The 13,278-nt window shown below is 30.9% G+C and carries 12 protein-coding genes; all 12 read left to right on the forward strand.

What is annotated here, in order from left to right:
• Positions 1–7 precede the first annotated feature (7 nt).
• The 12 genes from MHB42_RS03085 to MHB42_RS03140 all read left to right on the forward strand — a co-directional run bounded on the left by MHB42_RS03085 (position 8) and on the right by MHB42_RS03140 (position 13,265).
• Positions 8–1,585 carry an O-antigen ligase family protein gene (locus tag MHB42_RS03085; RefSeq protein WP_340804318.1) on the forward strand — a complete coding sequence of 526 codons (1,578 nt, stop codon included), beginning with the start codon at positions 8–10 and terminating at the stop codon, positions 1,583–1,585.
• Position 1,586: 1 nt separating this feature from the next.
• Positions 1,587–2,555, forward strand: a complete 969-nt coding sequence (gmd, locus tag MHB42_RS03090) for a GDP-mannose 4,6-dehydratase (RefSeq protein ID WP_340804319.1) — start codon at positions 1,587–1,589, stop codon at positions 2,553–2,555.
• A gap of 15 nt (positions 2,556–2,570) precedes the next feature.
• A complete protein-coding gene (locus tag MHB42_RS03095) occupies positions 2,571–3,551 on the forward strand; it encodes a GDP-mannose 4,6-dehydratase (protein ID WP_340804320.1) in 981 nt (326 codons plus the stop codon).
• The gene (locus MHB42_RS03100) at positions 3,538–4,311 is read left to right on the forward strand and encodes an ABC transporter permease (protein WP_340804321.1); all 774 of its coding nucleotides are present in this window, start codon (positions 3,538–3,540) and stop codon (positions 4,309–4,311) included. The genes MHB42_RS03095 and MHB42_RS03100 overlap by 14 nt, the downstream gene beginning before the upstream one ends.
• A gap of 15 nt (positions 4,312–4,326) precedes the next feature.
• On the forward strand, positions 4,327–5,619 hold the full coding sequence (locus tag MHB42_RS03105; RefSeq protein ID WP_340804322.1) for an ABC transporter ATP-binding protein: 1,293 nt from the start codon (positions 4,327–4,329) through the stop codon (positions 5,617–5,619).
• Positions 5,609–6,796: a class I SAM-dependent methyltransferase gene (locus MHB42_RS03110; protein WP_340804324.1), complete on the forward strand. Its 1,188-nt coding sequence runs from the start codon at positions 5,609–5,611 to the stop codon at positions 6,794–6,796. The genes MHB42_RS03105 and MHB42_RS03110 overlap by 11 nt, the downstream gene beginning before the upstream one ends.
• A 9-nt stretch (positions 6,797–6,805) precedes the next feature.
• The gene (locus MHB42_RS03115; protein WP_340804325.1) at positions 6,806–7,858 is read left to right on the forward strand and encodes a glycosyltransferase family 4 protein; all 1,053 of its coding nucleotides are present in this window, start codon (positions 6,806–6,808) and stop codon (positions 7,856–7,858) included.
• Between the two features lie 8 nt (positions 7,859–7,866).
• Complete coding sequence (locus tag MHB42_RS03120) at positions 7,867–9,195, forward strand: glycosyltransferase family 4 protein (RefSeq protein WP_340804326.1); 1,329 nt, start codon at positions 7,867–7,869, stop codon at positions 9,193–9,195.
• A 469-nt stretch (positions 9,196–9,664) separates the two neighbouring features.
• Positions 9,665–9,904 carry a hypothetical protein gene (locus tag MHB42_RS03125; protein ID WP_340804327.1) on the forward strand — a complete coding sequence of 80 codons (240 nt, stop codon included), beginning with the start codon at positions 9,665–9,667 and terminating at the stop codon, positions 9,902–9,904.
• On the forward strand, positions 9,897–11,084 hold the full coding sequence (locus MHB42_RS03130; RefSeq protein ID WP_340804328.1) for a glycosyltransferase family 4 protein: 1,188 nt from the start codon (positions 9,897–9,899) through the stop codon (positions 11,082–11,084). The genes MHB42_RS03125 and MHB42_RS03130 overlap by 8 nt, the downstream gene beginning before the upstream one ends.
• Before the next feature lie 2 nt (positions 11,085–11,086).
• Positions 11,087–12,199, forward strand: coding sequence for a glycosyltransferase family 4 protein (locus MHB42_RS03135; RefSeq protein WP_340804329.1), 1,113 nt, complete (start codon positions 11,087–11,089; stop codon positions 12,197–12,199).
• Positions 12,177–13,265, forward strand: a complete 1,089-nt coding sequence (locus tag MHB42_RS03140) for a glycosyltransferase (protein ID WP_340804330.1) — start codon at positions 12,177–12,179, stop codon at positions 13,263–13,265. The genes MHB42_RS03135 and MHB42_RS03140 overlap by 23 nt, the downstream gene beginning before the upstream one ends.
• The last annotated feature ends 13 nt before the right edge of the window (positions 13,266–13,278 follow it).

Consider the following 13,278-nt stretch of genomic DNA (forward strand, 5'->3'; position numbering starts at 1 on the left):
AATTTATATGGCTCGGTTTTACGAAGAAATACATAAATCAGATGTGGCGAGCGATGAAAGAGAAAACATACAATCGCGTGCAAATATAGATAAATGGATTTTTAGGTTATTATTATTATTAATAGGCCTTATGCCATTAATTGTTATGGGGAGTACAAGAGAAATATTAAGTCCCTTAATTTCAAACCAAGAAGTACTATCATCTGGTATTAAAGGTGATTTATTTACCTACTACAAATCATTAATGATTATAGTGATTACAATCATTACTAGTATATTGTTTGTGAGTAAAATCTTTTTTATGAATGGTCAAATTCGAAAAACACCATTTAATTATATTTTAGGCTTATTACTGACAGCTATTCTTTTATCAACTATATTTTCACCAAGTATTAGTATTGCATTAAATGGTCAACCTAATCGTTCAGAAGGTGCAATCGTTTGGGTTTGTTATATTGCGTTAATATTTATTGCGATAAATATCCAATACCCTAAAAATTTCATGCGTTCTATTATGTATTGTATGATACCTTTTGTTTTGTTGAATGTGTTTTTCATTACAATGAATTTTTATGGTAAAGATATGTTACAGCAAGAATGGTTAAGAATTTTCGTATCTATGACTTTACCAGCAGAAAGCACAATTAGTGATGGTTCACATCTTTTAGGTACTTTAAATCAATGGAACTATATGAGTGGGATGTTTGGTATGATGACAGTTATGTATCTAGCTTATAGTATTTTAAGTAAAGGTACTCTGGAAAAAATTGTAACACTAGTAATGGCTATTGTATCAATGGCTATCACATTTATGTCTGTTTCTACAAGTGGTTTTTTTGCAATTGTCTGTATCATACCACTAATTATTTGGTTAATTTTCAAATCAAATGATAGTAAAAGAGCATCACTAGTTTTTGCGCTATTTTTTATTGTAAGTGGAATCAATATGCATATACTAGCTTCTGAAAATGATAAAGTATGGTCTGAATCCATTGGGTTCTTCTATAAAGGAACAAACCCATACACTGAGATTATAGAAAATAGTGAATCAAACAGTAGGTCTAGTTTTGAATTAGGATTATTAGGAGAAAAGGCTTTTGCAGCAGAAAATTCTTTTGAATTGCCTGTGCTACCAGAGGGAGCTTGGAGTGGAGGAACAGGACGTACATATATATGGAAAGAAACATTAAAGTTAGTAGAAGAACGTCCATGGTTAGGGTATGGATTAGATACATTGGTATATCATTTCCCTCATTACCAGTTAGAAGCAAGAGGGAATTTATTGATTGAAACAATTGTAGATAAGCCTCATAATGTGTATTTAGGTGTTTTGTTTGGAACAGGTATTTTCGGATTTATTTTCTATATGCTATTTGTTATTGGAACATTAAAAGGGGTAATTAAAGAGCTATTTGCTAAAAAAGAAGCAACTACATTAGCAACACTAGCTGTTGTTTGGTTAGCCTTCTTAATACAATCATTATTCAATGATACAACACCTGCAATGACAGGAACATTATTTGTATTAGTAGGTATGCTGCTAGGTATTCAATATAATAAAAAAGAAATTAATGGAGGCAATTAAAATGAAAACAGCTTTAATTACAGGAATTACAGGGCAAGATGGTTCATATCTTGCAGATCTTTTATTAGAAAAAGGATATAAAGTATATGGTTTAGTACGCCGTACAAGCACACCAATCATGGTAAATATCGAGCATATTCAGGATAAAGTTGAATTAATTTCAGGAGATATTACGGATTTATCTTCATTGATTCGCATTGTTGAAAAGATTCAACCAGATGAAGTATATAATTTAGCAGCACAATCATTTGTAGGAACTTCTTGGGAACAACCTATTTTAACAGGGAATACAACAGGTTTAGCAGTGACAAACATGTTAGAAGCGGTGCGCATTGCGAAGCCAGATGCGCGATTTTACCAAGCTTCCTCATCAGAGATGTTTGGTAAAGTGGTAGAAACACCACAAAAAGAAACAACACCATTTTATCCACGTAGCCCATATGGTGTAGCTAAATTATATGGTCACTGGATTACAGTAAACTATCGTGAAAGTTTTGACATGTATGCTTGCTCAGGCATTTTATTCAACCATGAATCACCTCGCCGCGGTGTAGAATTTGTAACGCGTAAAATTACAGATGCAGTAGCGAAAATTAAATTAGGTCTTGCAACAGAGCTACGTCTAGGCAATTTAGATGCGAAGCGTGACTGGGGATTTGCAGGGGATTATGTAAAAGCAATGTGGTTAATGTTACAACAAGATAAACCAGAAGACTTTGTTATTTCTACAGGTGAAACACATACAGTTGAAGAATTCGTAACAATTGCGTTTGAGCATGTAGGGTTAAATTGGAAAGACTATGTTGTAATTGATGAGAAATTTGTCCGTCCAGCAGAAGTAGATTTACTACTAGGTGATTGTACAAAGGCAAAAGAAACATTAGGCTGGGAATTAGAAGTATCATTTGAGCAACTGGTAAAAATGATGGTTGATGAAGATTTGAAAAAGTATGAAGCGATGACAAAGTAAGAAGGTGTGATGAAAATGAAAGCGCTAATTACAGGTGTACAAGGATTTGTCGGAAAGTATTTAGCAGATCATTTACTTTCGCAAGGAATAGAGGTATGGGGGACTTCACGTGAGGAATCCCCCTTGCTTCATTTAACGCATGGTAATGTGAAAATAATAAAAAATGATTTAAATAGCGAAGAAGAGATTTTGAATTTATTGCAAAATAGCAAGCCTGACTATATCTTTCATTTAGCAGGACAAAGTAATGTGAAAAAGTCTTGGGAGGATAAAGCAGGAACATTTTACGCAAATGTCAACAAAACAATTTTCTTACTAGACGCCTGTGTACGTTATCAAAAAGAGAATCCAAACATGCGACTTTTAACAGTAGGTTCCTCCGAAGAATATGGAAAAGTAGAACCCCATGAATTACCAATTAAAGAAACAACACCACTACGCCCAATGAGTCCTTATGGTGCATCAAAGGCAGCCGTTTCTATGTTAATTCAACAATATCATAAAGCACATGGATTGAATGTGGTTCATGTTAGACCATTTAATCATATTGGTCCAGGGCAGGCTGAAGGGTTTGTTGTCCCTGATTTTTCAAATCAAATTGTAAGAATAGAAACAGGACAAATAGAGCCAGTAATCAGAGTAGGAAATTTATCAGCTGCTAGAGATTTTATTGATGTCAGAGATATTGTTGATATTTACACCAAATTAATGATTTTGAAAAGAAGTGATGAATTATTTGGGAGTGTAATCAATGTATGTTCTGGAGAATCAAGAGGAATTCGGGAAATTCTTGATATATTGGTGGAGAATTCTGAAGCATGTATAACAATTGAGATAGATGAAAGTAAATTACGACCGATTGATATGCCAATATACTTTGGTGAGAGAAGTATATTAGATAGATATTTACCTAACTTAGATTACATTAAAGTTGAGGAGACTTTAAGGGATACATTAAAAAGCACTAGGCGGTTAAAAGAAAATGAAAGTGATTAAAGAGTTAATAACATACAGACAAATGCTAAAGACGTTAGTTCAATCAAATTTAAGAACGAGATATAAAGGCTCTGTTTTTGGTTTTTTATGGACATTTATAAATCCATTAATTATGTTATTAATATATGGGGTTGTTTTCTCTAACATAATGAGAATTGATATAGAGAATTATTATCTCTTTATATTTATTGGCATATTACCTTGGATGTACTTCCTCTCTTCAATTCAAGCTGGGGTGGCATCTATAGTTAGCAATTCAAATTTGGTGAAAAAAATTTATTTCCCTAGAGAAGTCTTACCACTCTCAATAGTATTAGGGTCATTAATAAACTATCTGTTGAGTTTAATTATTCTATTTGCTGCTTTTATAATATTAGATGTTAAAATAACTATTACAATTGCATATTTCCCTTTAATTTTATTAATTCAAACAGTATTAACAATTGGATTAACTTTTTTTGTTTCTGCAATTAATGTGTATTTTAGGGATTTAGAACATATGCTAGGCCTTTTGCTAAGTGCATTATTCTATGTTACACCAATCATTTATCCTGTCTCTATGGTACCCGAAAAGTTAAGGTATTTATTTGTTTTGAATCCTTTAAATCCTATAATATCAAGTTATCAGGATATATTTTATTATCACAGGTCTCCAAATTTAGTATCTTTAGGATTTGTAAGTATTGTCGCAGTATTTGCCTTGATTATCGGATGGTATGTTTTTAGAATTTTAAATAAGAGATTTGCTGAAGAAGTATAATTTGGAGTGATGTATATGGACATAGCGGTACAAGTAAAAAATGTAACTAAAAATTATAGAATGTACGCATACAAAAATTCTACTTTAAAAGAGAAGATAGTTAATTTTAAAAAAGAATCATATTCAAATAAATTAGTATTAAATAATGTTTCACTAGAGATAAAAAAAGGTGAAACAATTGGATTGATAGGAAGAAATGGTTCAGGAAAAAGTACATTACTTAAATTAATTAGTAAAATAATTTATCCAGACAATGGTGAAATAGACATTTATGGAAGAGTGTCTAGTTTATTAGAATTAGGTGCGGGGTTCCATCCAGATTTCACTGGTCGAGAAAATATATACATGAATGCATCAATTTTAGGGTTAGCAAAATTGGAAATTGATGAAAAGCTTGAATCAATAATTGCCTTTTCCGAATTAGAGGATTATATAGATTCACCAGTGAAAACTTATTCTTCTGGAATGTACATGCGACTGGCTTTTTCTGTTGCGATTAGTGTAGACCCAGAAATATTATTAATTGATGAGGTGCTCGCTGTAGGAGATAATTCATTTCAAAATAAATGTATAAATAAATTAAGAGAACTAAAAGGTTTAGGAAAAACAATTATAATTGTATCACATGATAATTCTATGATGGAAAAATTATGTGATAAATTATACTGGTTAAAAAATGGTGAAATTATTTCTATAGGCTATCCTAAGGAAATAATTATCCAGTATTTGGATGATGTTTCTAGAGAAGAAAATAATCGATTAATAAGTAATGAAATTGTGGTAAATGAAGAGGATAGTATTATTGATGATATTAATCAAGATATAAAAAACAGCATCGTTAGTGAGAATAGATGGGGAAACAAAAAAGTAGAGATATTGGATGTATTAATAAGAGATAAAAATGGTGAATCTAAAGGAATATTTAAGGTAAATGATAGTATAAATATAGAAATTTTTTATAGAGCAAATGAAAGTTATGAAAATATAGTGTTTGGTATAGGGATATTTAGTTCAGAGAAAATAAATTGTTATGGTACTAATACAGATATAGATAAATTTAATTTGAATAACATTCCTGCTCAAGGGAGTATTGTATTTTCTGTGGAATCTTTAGTGTTGCAACCAGGTGTATATTCACTTGATATAGCTATTCATAAAGATGATGGAGAGCCCTTTGACTATATTAGTGGGAAATACAACTTTACTGTTTATTCTGATATAAACGATATAGGGATAGTTAAAATCAATCATGAATGGAAAATAAATTCTTTGCGTTTAAAGAGAGGAGGAATTGAACTTGACAAGTAAACAAATAGCAAAAATTTTGAAAAATAAAATGGATAAAATGGAAATTAAGAATAATAATTCCCAAAACGGAGATGACTTGAATGATATGTTCGCAACAAACGAATTATATTCAAATATAGTATCTAATAATCAACTATGGGATATACCTGTAGAGGAGAAAATCACTTCACATAGAAAAGTAGTCGGTCCGTTAATAGTTTTTTTGAAAAAAATTACAAAAAGGCTATTGTATTGGTTGGTTACTAAACCATTTTTAGTTCAAAAAAACTTCAATGGATCAGTTACTAGAACACTAAATGAAATATGGAATTTTATTGGTGGTATTCAAGAGCAAAATAAAGCAATTGAAAATAAATTAAAAACTTGTTTTGAAGATATTAATACTACGCAAATTAAAAATCATGAGCATCTTCTTAATGAAATATCAATTTTAAAAAAACAAATGGATGAATTAACAAAAGAAACATATAAATTGAAGCAGCAAAAAGAAGATGAAGATGCTTTTACTATTAACTATCTTGAGTTTGAAAATAAATTTAGAGGTACTGAAGAAGATATAAAGGCCAGACAGATGGAGATTTATTTACCCTATTTAGCTAAGAAAATTAATAGGAAGGTTCTTGATGTCGGGTGTGGTCGAGGCGAATTGGTGAATGGTTTATTTGAAAATGGATTTGATTCTTTAGGTATAGATTTAAATAAGCAAATGGTAAATCATTGTCAACAGAAAGGTTATAATGTTGTATATGGGGATGCCTTAGAGTATTTACATGGAATCGAGGATAATAGTCTAGGTGCAATTTTCTCATTACATGTATTTGAGCATCTTCAGCCAGTTCAAATAATGAATCTACTTGAGAGATTTTATGAAAAAGTTGAAGACGGGGGATTAGTTATACTAGAAACGCCAAACCCTGAATGTTTATATACTTTAGCTTATGGTTTTTCAATGGATTTGACTCACAAAAAAATCTTGCATCCGTATACTATGAAATTTTTGTTGGAAGAAGTAGGGTTTAAGGATATTGAAATTAAACATTTAAGCCCAGTTGCGCAATCTGCAAAATTAAAAACTTTAAATGAACAAGATAATATGGAAACGATTAATGATAATTTTAAGAAAATAAATGATTTATTATTTGGCTATCAAGACTATGCTATTGTAGCTAAAAAATAGGGGGTAAATATGAAGAAGAAAATTGCTATTTGTGCTGCACAAATACCATTTAATTATGGAGGCGCTGAGATTTTAGTAGAAGAATTAAATAGACAACTAAATAAAAGAGGGTTTCAATCAGAAATTATTTATGTACCTTTTAAATGGTATCCTAAATCGCAGTTAATAGAAAATGCTTTGGTATGGAAAATGTTGGATTTAACAGAGAGTAATGGTGAAAAAATTGATCTTGTAATTTGCACAAAATATCCTACTTACGCAGTAAAACATCCGAATAAAATTACTTGGCTATTTCACCAACATCGCCCAATTTACGATTTACTTGATACTAGTTATACAGACTTTGATAAATCAAATATCGAAGATTTAAAGTACATTAAACAAATCAAAAAGATAGATGAGTTAACTTTAAAAGAGTCGAAAAAAATCTTTACAATTTCAAAAAATGTATCAGAGAGATTAAAGAAATTTAATGATATAGATAGTGAGGTAGTGTACCCTCCTACACAATTAGAAGGAAGATACTATACAGAAAAATATGATGACTATATTCTGTCAGCAGGTCGATTAGATCCATTAAAAAGAATTGAATTAATGATAGAGGCTATGAAATATGTGAAATCAAATGTTAGATTTTTAATCGCTGGTAGAGGAAAACATGAGAAAATCTTAAAAGAAGTTGTGAAAAAAAACGGATTAGAAAATAGAGTTGAGTTTTTAGGATTTGTAAAAGAAGAGGAATTGCTTAATTTATATGCTAATGCTGGAGCTATCTATTTTGCTCCTAAAGATGAAGATTATGGTTTTATAACTATAGAAGCATTCAAAAGTAAAAAGACCGTTATAACTACAAATGATTCAGGTGGCGTTTTGGAATTTGTAAAAGATCATAAAACAGGTTTAATTTCTAATCCAAATGCAAAAGAAATCGCTCTTAATGTAGATAAGTTATTTCAAGATAAACGTCAATTAGAAATATTGGGTCAGGAAGCTTTTGAAAAAGTAGTAAATATAAATTGGGATTTTGTTGTTGATAAACTAGTAAATGACTTTTTGAAGTAGGTGTATAAATGAAAATCGCATATTTTAGTCCATTAAATCCACTAAAAACAGGTATATCAGATTATAGTGAAGAAATTTTATTGAAATTAAAAGAAAGAGTGGGACAAATCGATTTATTTACTGATAACTATATTCCAAGTAATACAGAGATAAACTCTAATTTTAATATTTATCAAATTACTTCATTTGAACAAATGTATTCAGAGTATGATGAAATTATTTATCATATAGGAAATAATGCAAAATATCATGAACAAATCTATTTAACAGCTTTAAAGTACCCTGGCATTATTGTACTCCATGATTTTGCTATTCATCACTTAATTGCACAATTAACAGTAGGCAGAAATAATTGGGAAGATTATATAGAAGAAATGAAATATAATTATGGTGAAGATGGAGTAGAAATGGCGATTGAATCCCAAAATGGCCATAGACAGGCTATATGGGAAACTGACATGACATTACAATATCCGATTAATAAAAGAATAATAGACAAATCAAAAGGAGTAATAGTACATTCGAAGTTTGCAAAACAGCAAATTATTGAAAATATTAAACCAGATTGTGTAGTTCAGTATGCCCCTCTTTTTGCCGAAAATATAGAAAAAATCGGAAATCAAGAAATGATACAACTGAGAAAAAGATATGGCATTGATGAACAGGCTCTAGTTTTTAGTTCTTTTGGGTTTATTTCCAGAGCAAAGAGAATAGATGTTGTTATTGATATAATTGAAGAGTTAAAAAATACATATTCAAATTTTATATATCTGCTAGTGGGAGAAGAAGAAAAAGATGTTTATGAAATGAGTAAGTATATTAAATCTAAAAATGTGGATAAATATGTTAAATACATTGGTTATGTTAATTTAGAGGAGTTTAAAGATTATGTTAAATTGAGCGACATTTGTATTAACTTAAGATATCCTACTCAAGGAGAGACTTCAGCCAGCCTCTTAAGAATAATTGGTTATGGGAAACCTGTGATAGTTACAGATATTGGGAGTTTCTCAGAGTTGTCTAATGACTGCTGTTTTAAAGTAAACATGGCATCCGAAAAAACAGATATAAAAAAATATCTAAAAAAGTTTTTAGATAATCCCTATTTAGCAAAAGAAATTGGGCAAAGAGCTTCAAATTATGTACAAGAAAATTATAATGTCAATCAGACATTGGATGCGTATGTTAATATTTTAAAATGGAATTTTGATTTTACAGAATTAAGGTATTATGAAGAGCTTTTTAATAGTGTGACTGAAGATTTAATATCTCTAGGTATATCTTCTTCAGATGATATGGTAGATGAAATATCTAATTTGGTTGGAGAGATTATCTAGCTCAAATAATATATAAGTTGAAATTGATTTTTGTAGTTTATACTATATTTTACAATACAAAGTGGTGCAGCGGTCATTCTTGAAGACTGAAATGAAGAAGTTTCAATTGAAAGAGAGTCAAGTTTGACGAGAACTATGGTTAATTTGTTTGTGGATATAAGTATGGTACCTCCTTCTATAAATGTTGATATACCAATGATTCACATCATTTTGTGTGTCGAAAAAATTTTTTTGGCATGTACATCTATTGTTATTTTGTATTTCTTGATTTTCCTTACAACTATTCGTATGCTCCTTTAATTGATAACTTTATCATACCTGAGGTGTCCGATGTTATATGTGTTATTTGATTATAGGCTTAGAGATTATCTATTTTTTAGCAAATAAGTTATAAATAACAAATATGTTGGTAGTGTTAGGTGGGGAAATTATGAAATAAACCTTTTCTACCAGTTCGTCACCACAAGTTATGGTGAAGAATCGCAAATATAGGTATTTTGGTAAATATGAATGTATTTTAAATGAACAAGAAATTTATAGTATGCAAGTCACACCAGAAATTCAAACAGTGAGTTTTGAGATGGATTTGAAAGAAGGCAATAATTATCTTAAAATTGTTTCTTCTAGAGGAGAGATTCCTAGTAATGTAGATAGTAGTACTGATATGAGAGAGTTGAGTTTTTATATTTCTGCAATTACTATTGAGTAAAGTAGTAATTGCGGAAAATGAGGGGTGTTTTATGAAAATATATATAGATGGACAACCTCTAATAGGAAATAAAACAGGTATTGGATACTATACTCAAAATTTAGTAGAAAGTTACCTAAAAACAAACTTAGATGTAATAATCATTACAAATCAAATATTAAATAGAAAGCGTACAGATACTCTTGCAGAAAATGAGGTATCTCATATAAACAATAAATTATTCCCTTACAAGGTACTCAGAAAACTAATGCTTCCAACACTTTTCTATAAATACCCTATAGATGCAAATCTAAACAAAGAAGAACGTGGGAACGCAGTTTATCACGCCACTAATTTCATTACATTGCCTACTAAGTATGCAAAACAGGTTATCACAATCCATGATTTAGCCTTTATGAAGTTTCCAGAAGTTGTGGACGAGAGTATTTATAAGTATATGATGAAGTGGGTACCTTATTCTATTTCGAGAGCAGATCAAATTATTGCTGATTCGATTCATACGAAAAGAGATATATTAGCGTTTTTTGATATTCCAGAGGATAAAGTGAATGTTGTCTATTTAGCTGCGGATAATCGATTTCAAAAGCGAAGTATAGAAGATATTCACCTTGTGAAATCCAAATATAAGTTGCCTGAAAAATATATACTATATGTAGGGACATTAGAGCCGAAGAAGAATCTTGTCACATTGATTGAAGTTTATTATCAATTAAAAAAGCGCTATGCCATAGAAGAAAAATTAGTAATTGTTGGTGCTAAGGGTTGGAAATTTGACTCCATTTTCGAGAAGATTCAACAACTTGAGTTGCAAGATAATATATGTTTTACTGGGTATATTGATGATGAAGATGTACCAAGTATTTATTCTGGTGCAAGTATTTTTGCTTTCCCATCTACTTATGAAGGATTTGGTATACCATTACTAGAAGCGATGCAGTGTGAAGTGCCTGTTGTTGCGTCAAATGCTTCTTGTATACCTGAAGTGGTTGGGGAGGCAGGTTTATTATTTGATCCATATGATATAGATGGCTGGGTTGAAGGAATGCATAATATTTTAACCAAAGAAGCATTAAGAGCAGAATTAATTCATAAAGGGTTGCAACAAGCTAGTCAATTTTCGTGGGAGAAAACAGCAAAAGAAACATTAGCTGTTTATGAAAAAGCATTAAAGGGTGATTAAGAATGGTGAAAGAAAAGATATATATCAATGGTCGATTTTTATCACAGATTGTTACGGGTGTACAAAGATATGCAATTGAAGTATTGCAAGGGCTTGATCAATTGATAGAGTCAAATTTAATTGATCGTGATAAATATCAACTAATAGTTTTAATACCGAAAAATTCGAAAGCCACTTTGCCACTTCAGCATATTTCATTTCAAACTGTGGGCAAATTGAAGGGGCAGTTATGGGAGCAATTAGAGCTCCCTTTTTTTACGTTTGGCTCTGTGTTGATTAACCTTTGTAATACAGCCCCAATGCTGAAAAGAAATCAAATTGTCACAATACATGATGCATCCACCTCAGCAAATCGTGATAATTATTCGAAGAGCTTTGCATTATGGTATAATATACTGCATCAAGTTCTTTCCAAAAGAACAAAGAAAATTATTACCAATTCAAAGTTTTCCCAAAGTGAATTGTTGAAATATTACCCATTTCACCCAGAGGGTATGACTATTACATATCTTGGAGCGGACCATATTGTAAATGTGGAAGAGGATTCTTCAATTTTGGAACGATATAATTTAGCAGAGCGTTCTTATATATTAGCAGTCAGTAGCGTAAATCCAAATAAAAATTTTCAATCAGTCATCAATATTTTAGACCAGCTAACTGGAAATAAAAAAGTAGTGATTGTAGGGAATATGGATACGCCAATCTATAATAAAGTAAATTTAGAGTCAAAGGAAAATATTGTGTTAGTAGGGTATATTTCTGATGGGGAGCTTAAAACACTATATCAAAATGCAGAATGCTTTATTTTCCCGTCCTTTTATGAAGGGTTCGGATTGCCACCTTTAGAAGCAATGTATTGTGGTTGCCCTGTAGTTTCTTCTAATACAGCGGCCATGCCAGAAGTTTTAGGAGATGCTGCGCTATATTTTAATCCTTTTAATAGTCAAGAAATCGCTTTTCAAGTAAATAAATTAACTGAAAATGAACAATTAAGGAGTTTGTATATAGAAAAAGGTTATAAGAAATCAGTATCCTATACATGGCGCAATTGTTCATGGGAACTTTTTAAGGTAATAGAGGAGATAGTAAAAAATGAAAATAGCCATCGTGCATGATTGGTTGACTGGTATGGGGGGAGCGGAAAAAGTAATAATAGAGCTTCATAAAATGTTCCCTGATGCACCAATTTATACGTCTGTGGTGAATTACGATAATTTAGAGCCGATATTTAGAGAAATGGATATTCGAACAACGTTTATTCAGAAACTCCCATTTAGTAAAAAGAAGTATAATCGATATTTACCGCTTTTTCCATTAGCGTTTGAAGCGCTAGATTTACATGAATATGATGTTATTCTTAGTAGCACAACATCGATAGGAGTAAAAGGTGTTTTAAGAAATTCATCAAGCGTACATATATGTTACTGTAACACACCGCCAAGATATGCATGGGATTTCTACCATGAATATTTAAATTCAGCAGGTAGATTACAGAAGCTACTTATTCCATTTTTTATGCACTACTTAAGAATGTATGATCAACAATCCTCAATGAGAGTAGATTACTTTATAGCTAATTCAACAAACGTAAGCGATCGAATAAAAAGAATATATAATAGAAATTCTATAGTAATTCATCCACCTGTAAATACAGATTATTATCAGTTGAGTACTCAATCTGAAGAGTTCTATTTTATTGTAAGTAGACTTGTTTCGTATAAGAGAATTGATTTAGCTATTGAAGCATGTAATCAATTAAATAGAAAGTTAGTGATCATCGGCAATGGGGAAGAATTAAATAGGCTAGCTAAGCTTGCAGGTCCTACTGTTACTCTATTAGGGTATCAAGTAGATGAGATAATTAGAGATTATATGCAACGTTGTAAAGCTTTTATTTTCCCAGGGTATGAGGACTTTGGTATTACACCTGTAGAGGCGATGGCATGTGGGAAACCTGTTATTGCATTCGGTAAAGGGGGAGTTTTAGATACAGTATCACCTAATGAAACAGGTATTTTTTTTGAGCAGCAAACAGTTAATTCATTAGTAGATGCTATACTAAAATTTGAAAGTTTATCCTTTGATGAGAAGAAAATTCGAATGCATGCAGAGTTTTTCAGCAGGGAGAACTTTAAAAATAAAATAAAGACTTATGTTGACGAAAAGATTTCATTGAATTGACAATGGAGGTTTA

The organism is Lysinibacillus sp. FSL K6-0232, from assembly GCF_038008325.1.
Taxonomy (GTDB): Bacteria; Bacillota; Bacilli; order Bacillales_A; family Planococcaceae; genus Lysinibacillus.

What these genes read in the sequence shown, in the direction of transcription:
- MHB42_RS03085 (WP_340804318.1), top strand. Translation starts at nt 8, where the DNA reads ATGGCTCGGTTTTACGAAGAAATACATAAATCAGATGTGGCGAGCGAT.
- gmd (WP_340804319.1), top strand. Translation starts at nt 1,587, where the DNA reads ATGAAAACAGCTTTAATTACAGGAATTACAGGGCAAGATGGTTCATAT.
- MHB42_RS03095 (WP_340804320.1), top strand. Translation starts at nt 2,571, where the DNA reads ATGAAAGCGCTAATTACAGGTGTACAAGGATTTGTCGGAAAGTATTTA.
- MHB42_RS03100 (WP_340804321.1), top strand. Translation starts at nt 3,538, where the DNA reads ATGAAAGTGATTAAAGAGTTAATAACATACAGACAAATGCTAAAGACG.
- MHB42_RS03105 (WP_340804322.1), top strand. Translation starts at nt 4,327, where the DNA reads ATGGACATAGCGGTACAAGTAAAAAATGTAACTAAAAATTATAGAATG.
- MHB42_RS03115 (WP_340804325.1), top strand. Translation starts at nt 6,806, where the DNA reads ATGAAGAAGAAAATTGCTATTTGTGCTGCACAAATACCATTTAATTAT.
- MHB42_RS03120 (WP_340804326.1), top strand. Translation starts at nt 7,867, where the DNA reads ATGAAAATCGCATATTTTAGTCCATTAAATCCACTAAAAACAGGTATA.
- MHB42_RS03125 (WP_340804327.1), top strand. Translation starts at nt 9,665, where the DNA reads ATGGTGAAGAATCGCAAATATAGGTATTTTGGTAAATATGAATGTATT.
- MHB42_RS03135 (WP_340804329.1), top strand. Translation starts at nt 11,087, where the DNA reads ATGGTGAAAGAAAAGATATATATCAATGGTCGATTTTTATCACAGATT.
- MHB42_RS03140 (WP_340804330.1), top strand. Translation starts at nt 12,177, where the DNA reads ATGAAAATAGCCATCGTGCATGATTGGTTGACTGGTATGGGGGGAGCG.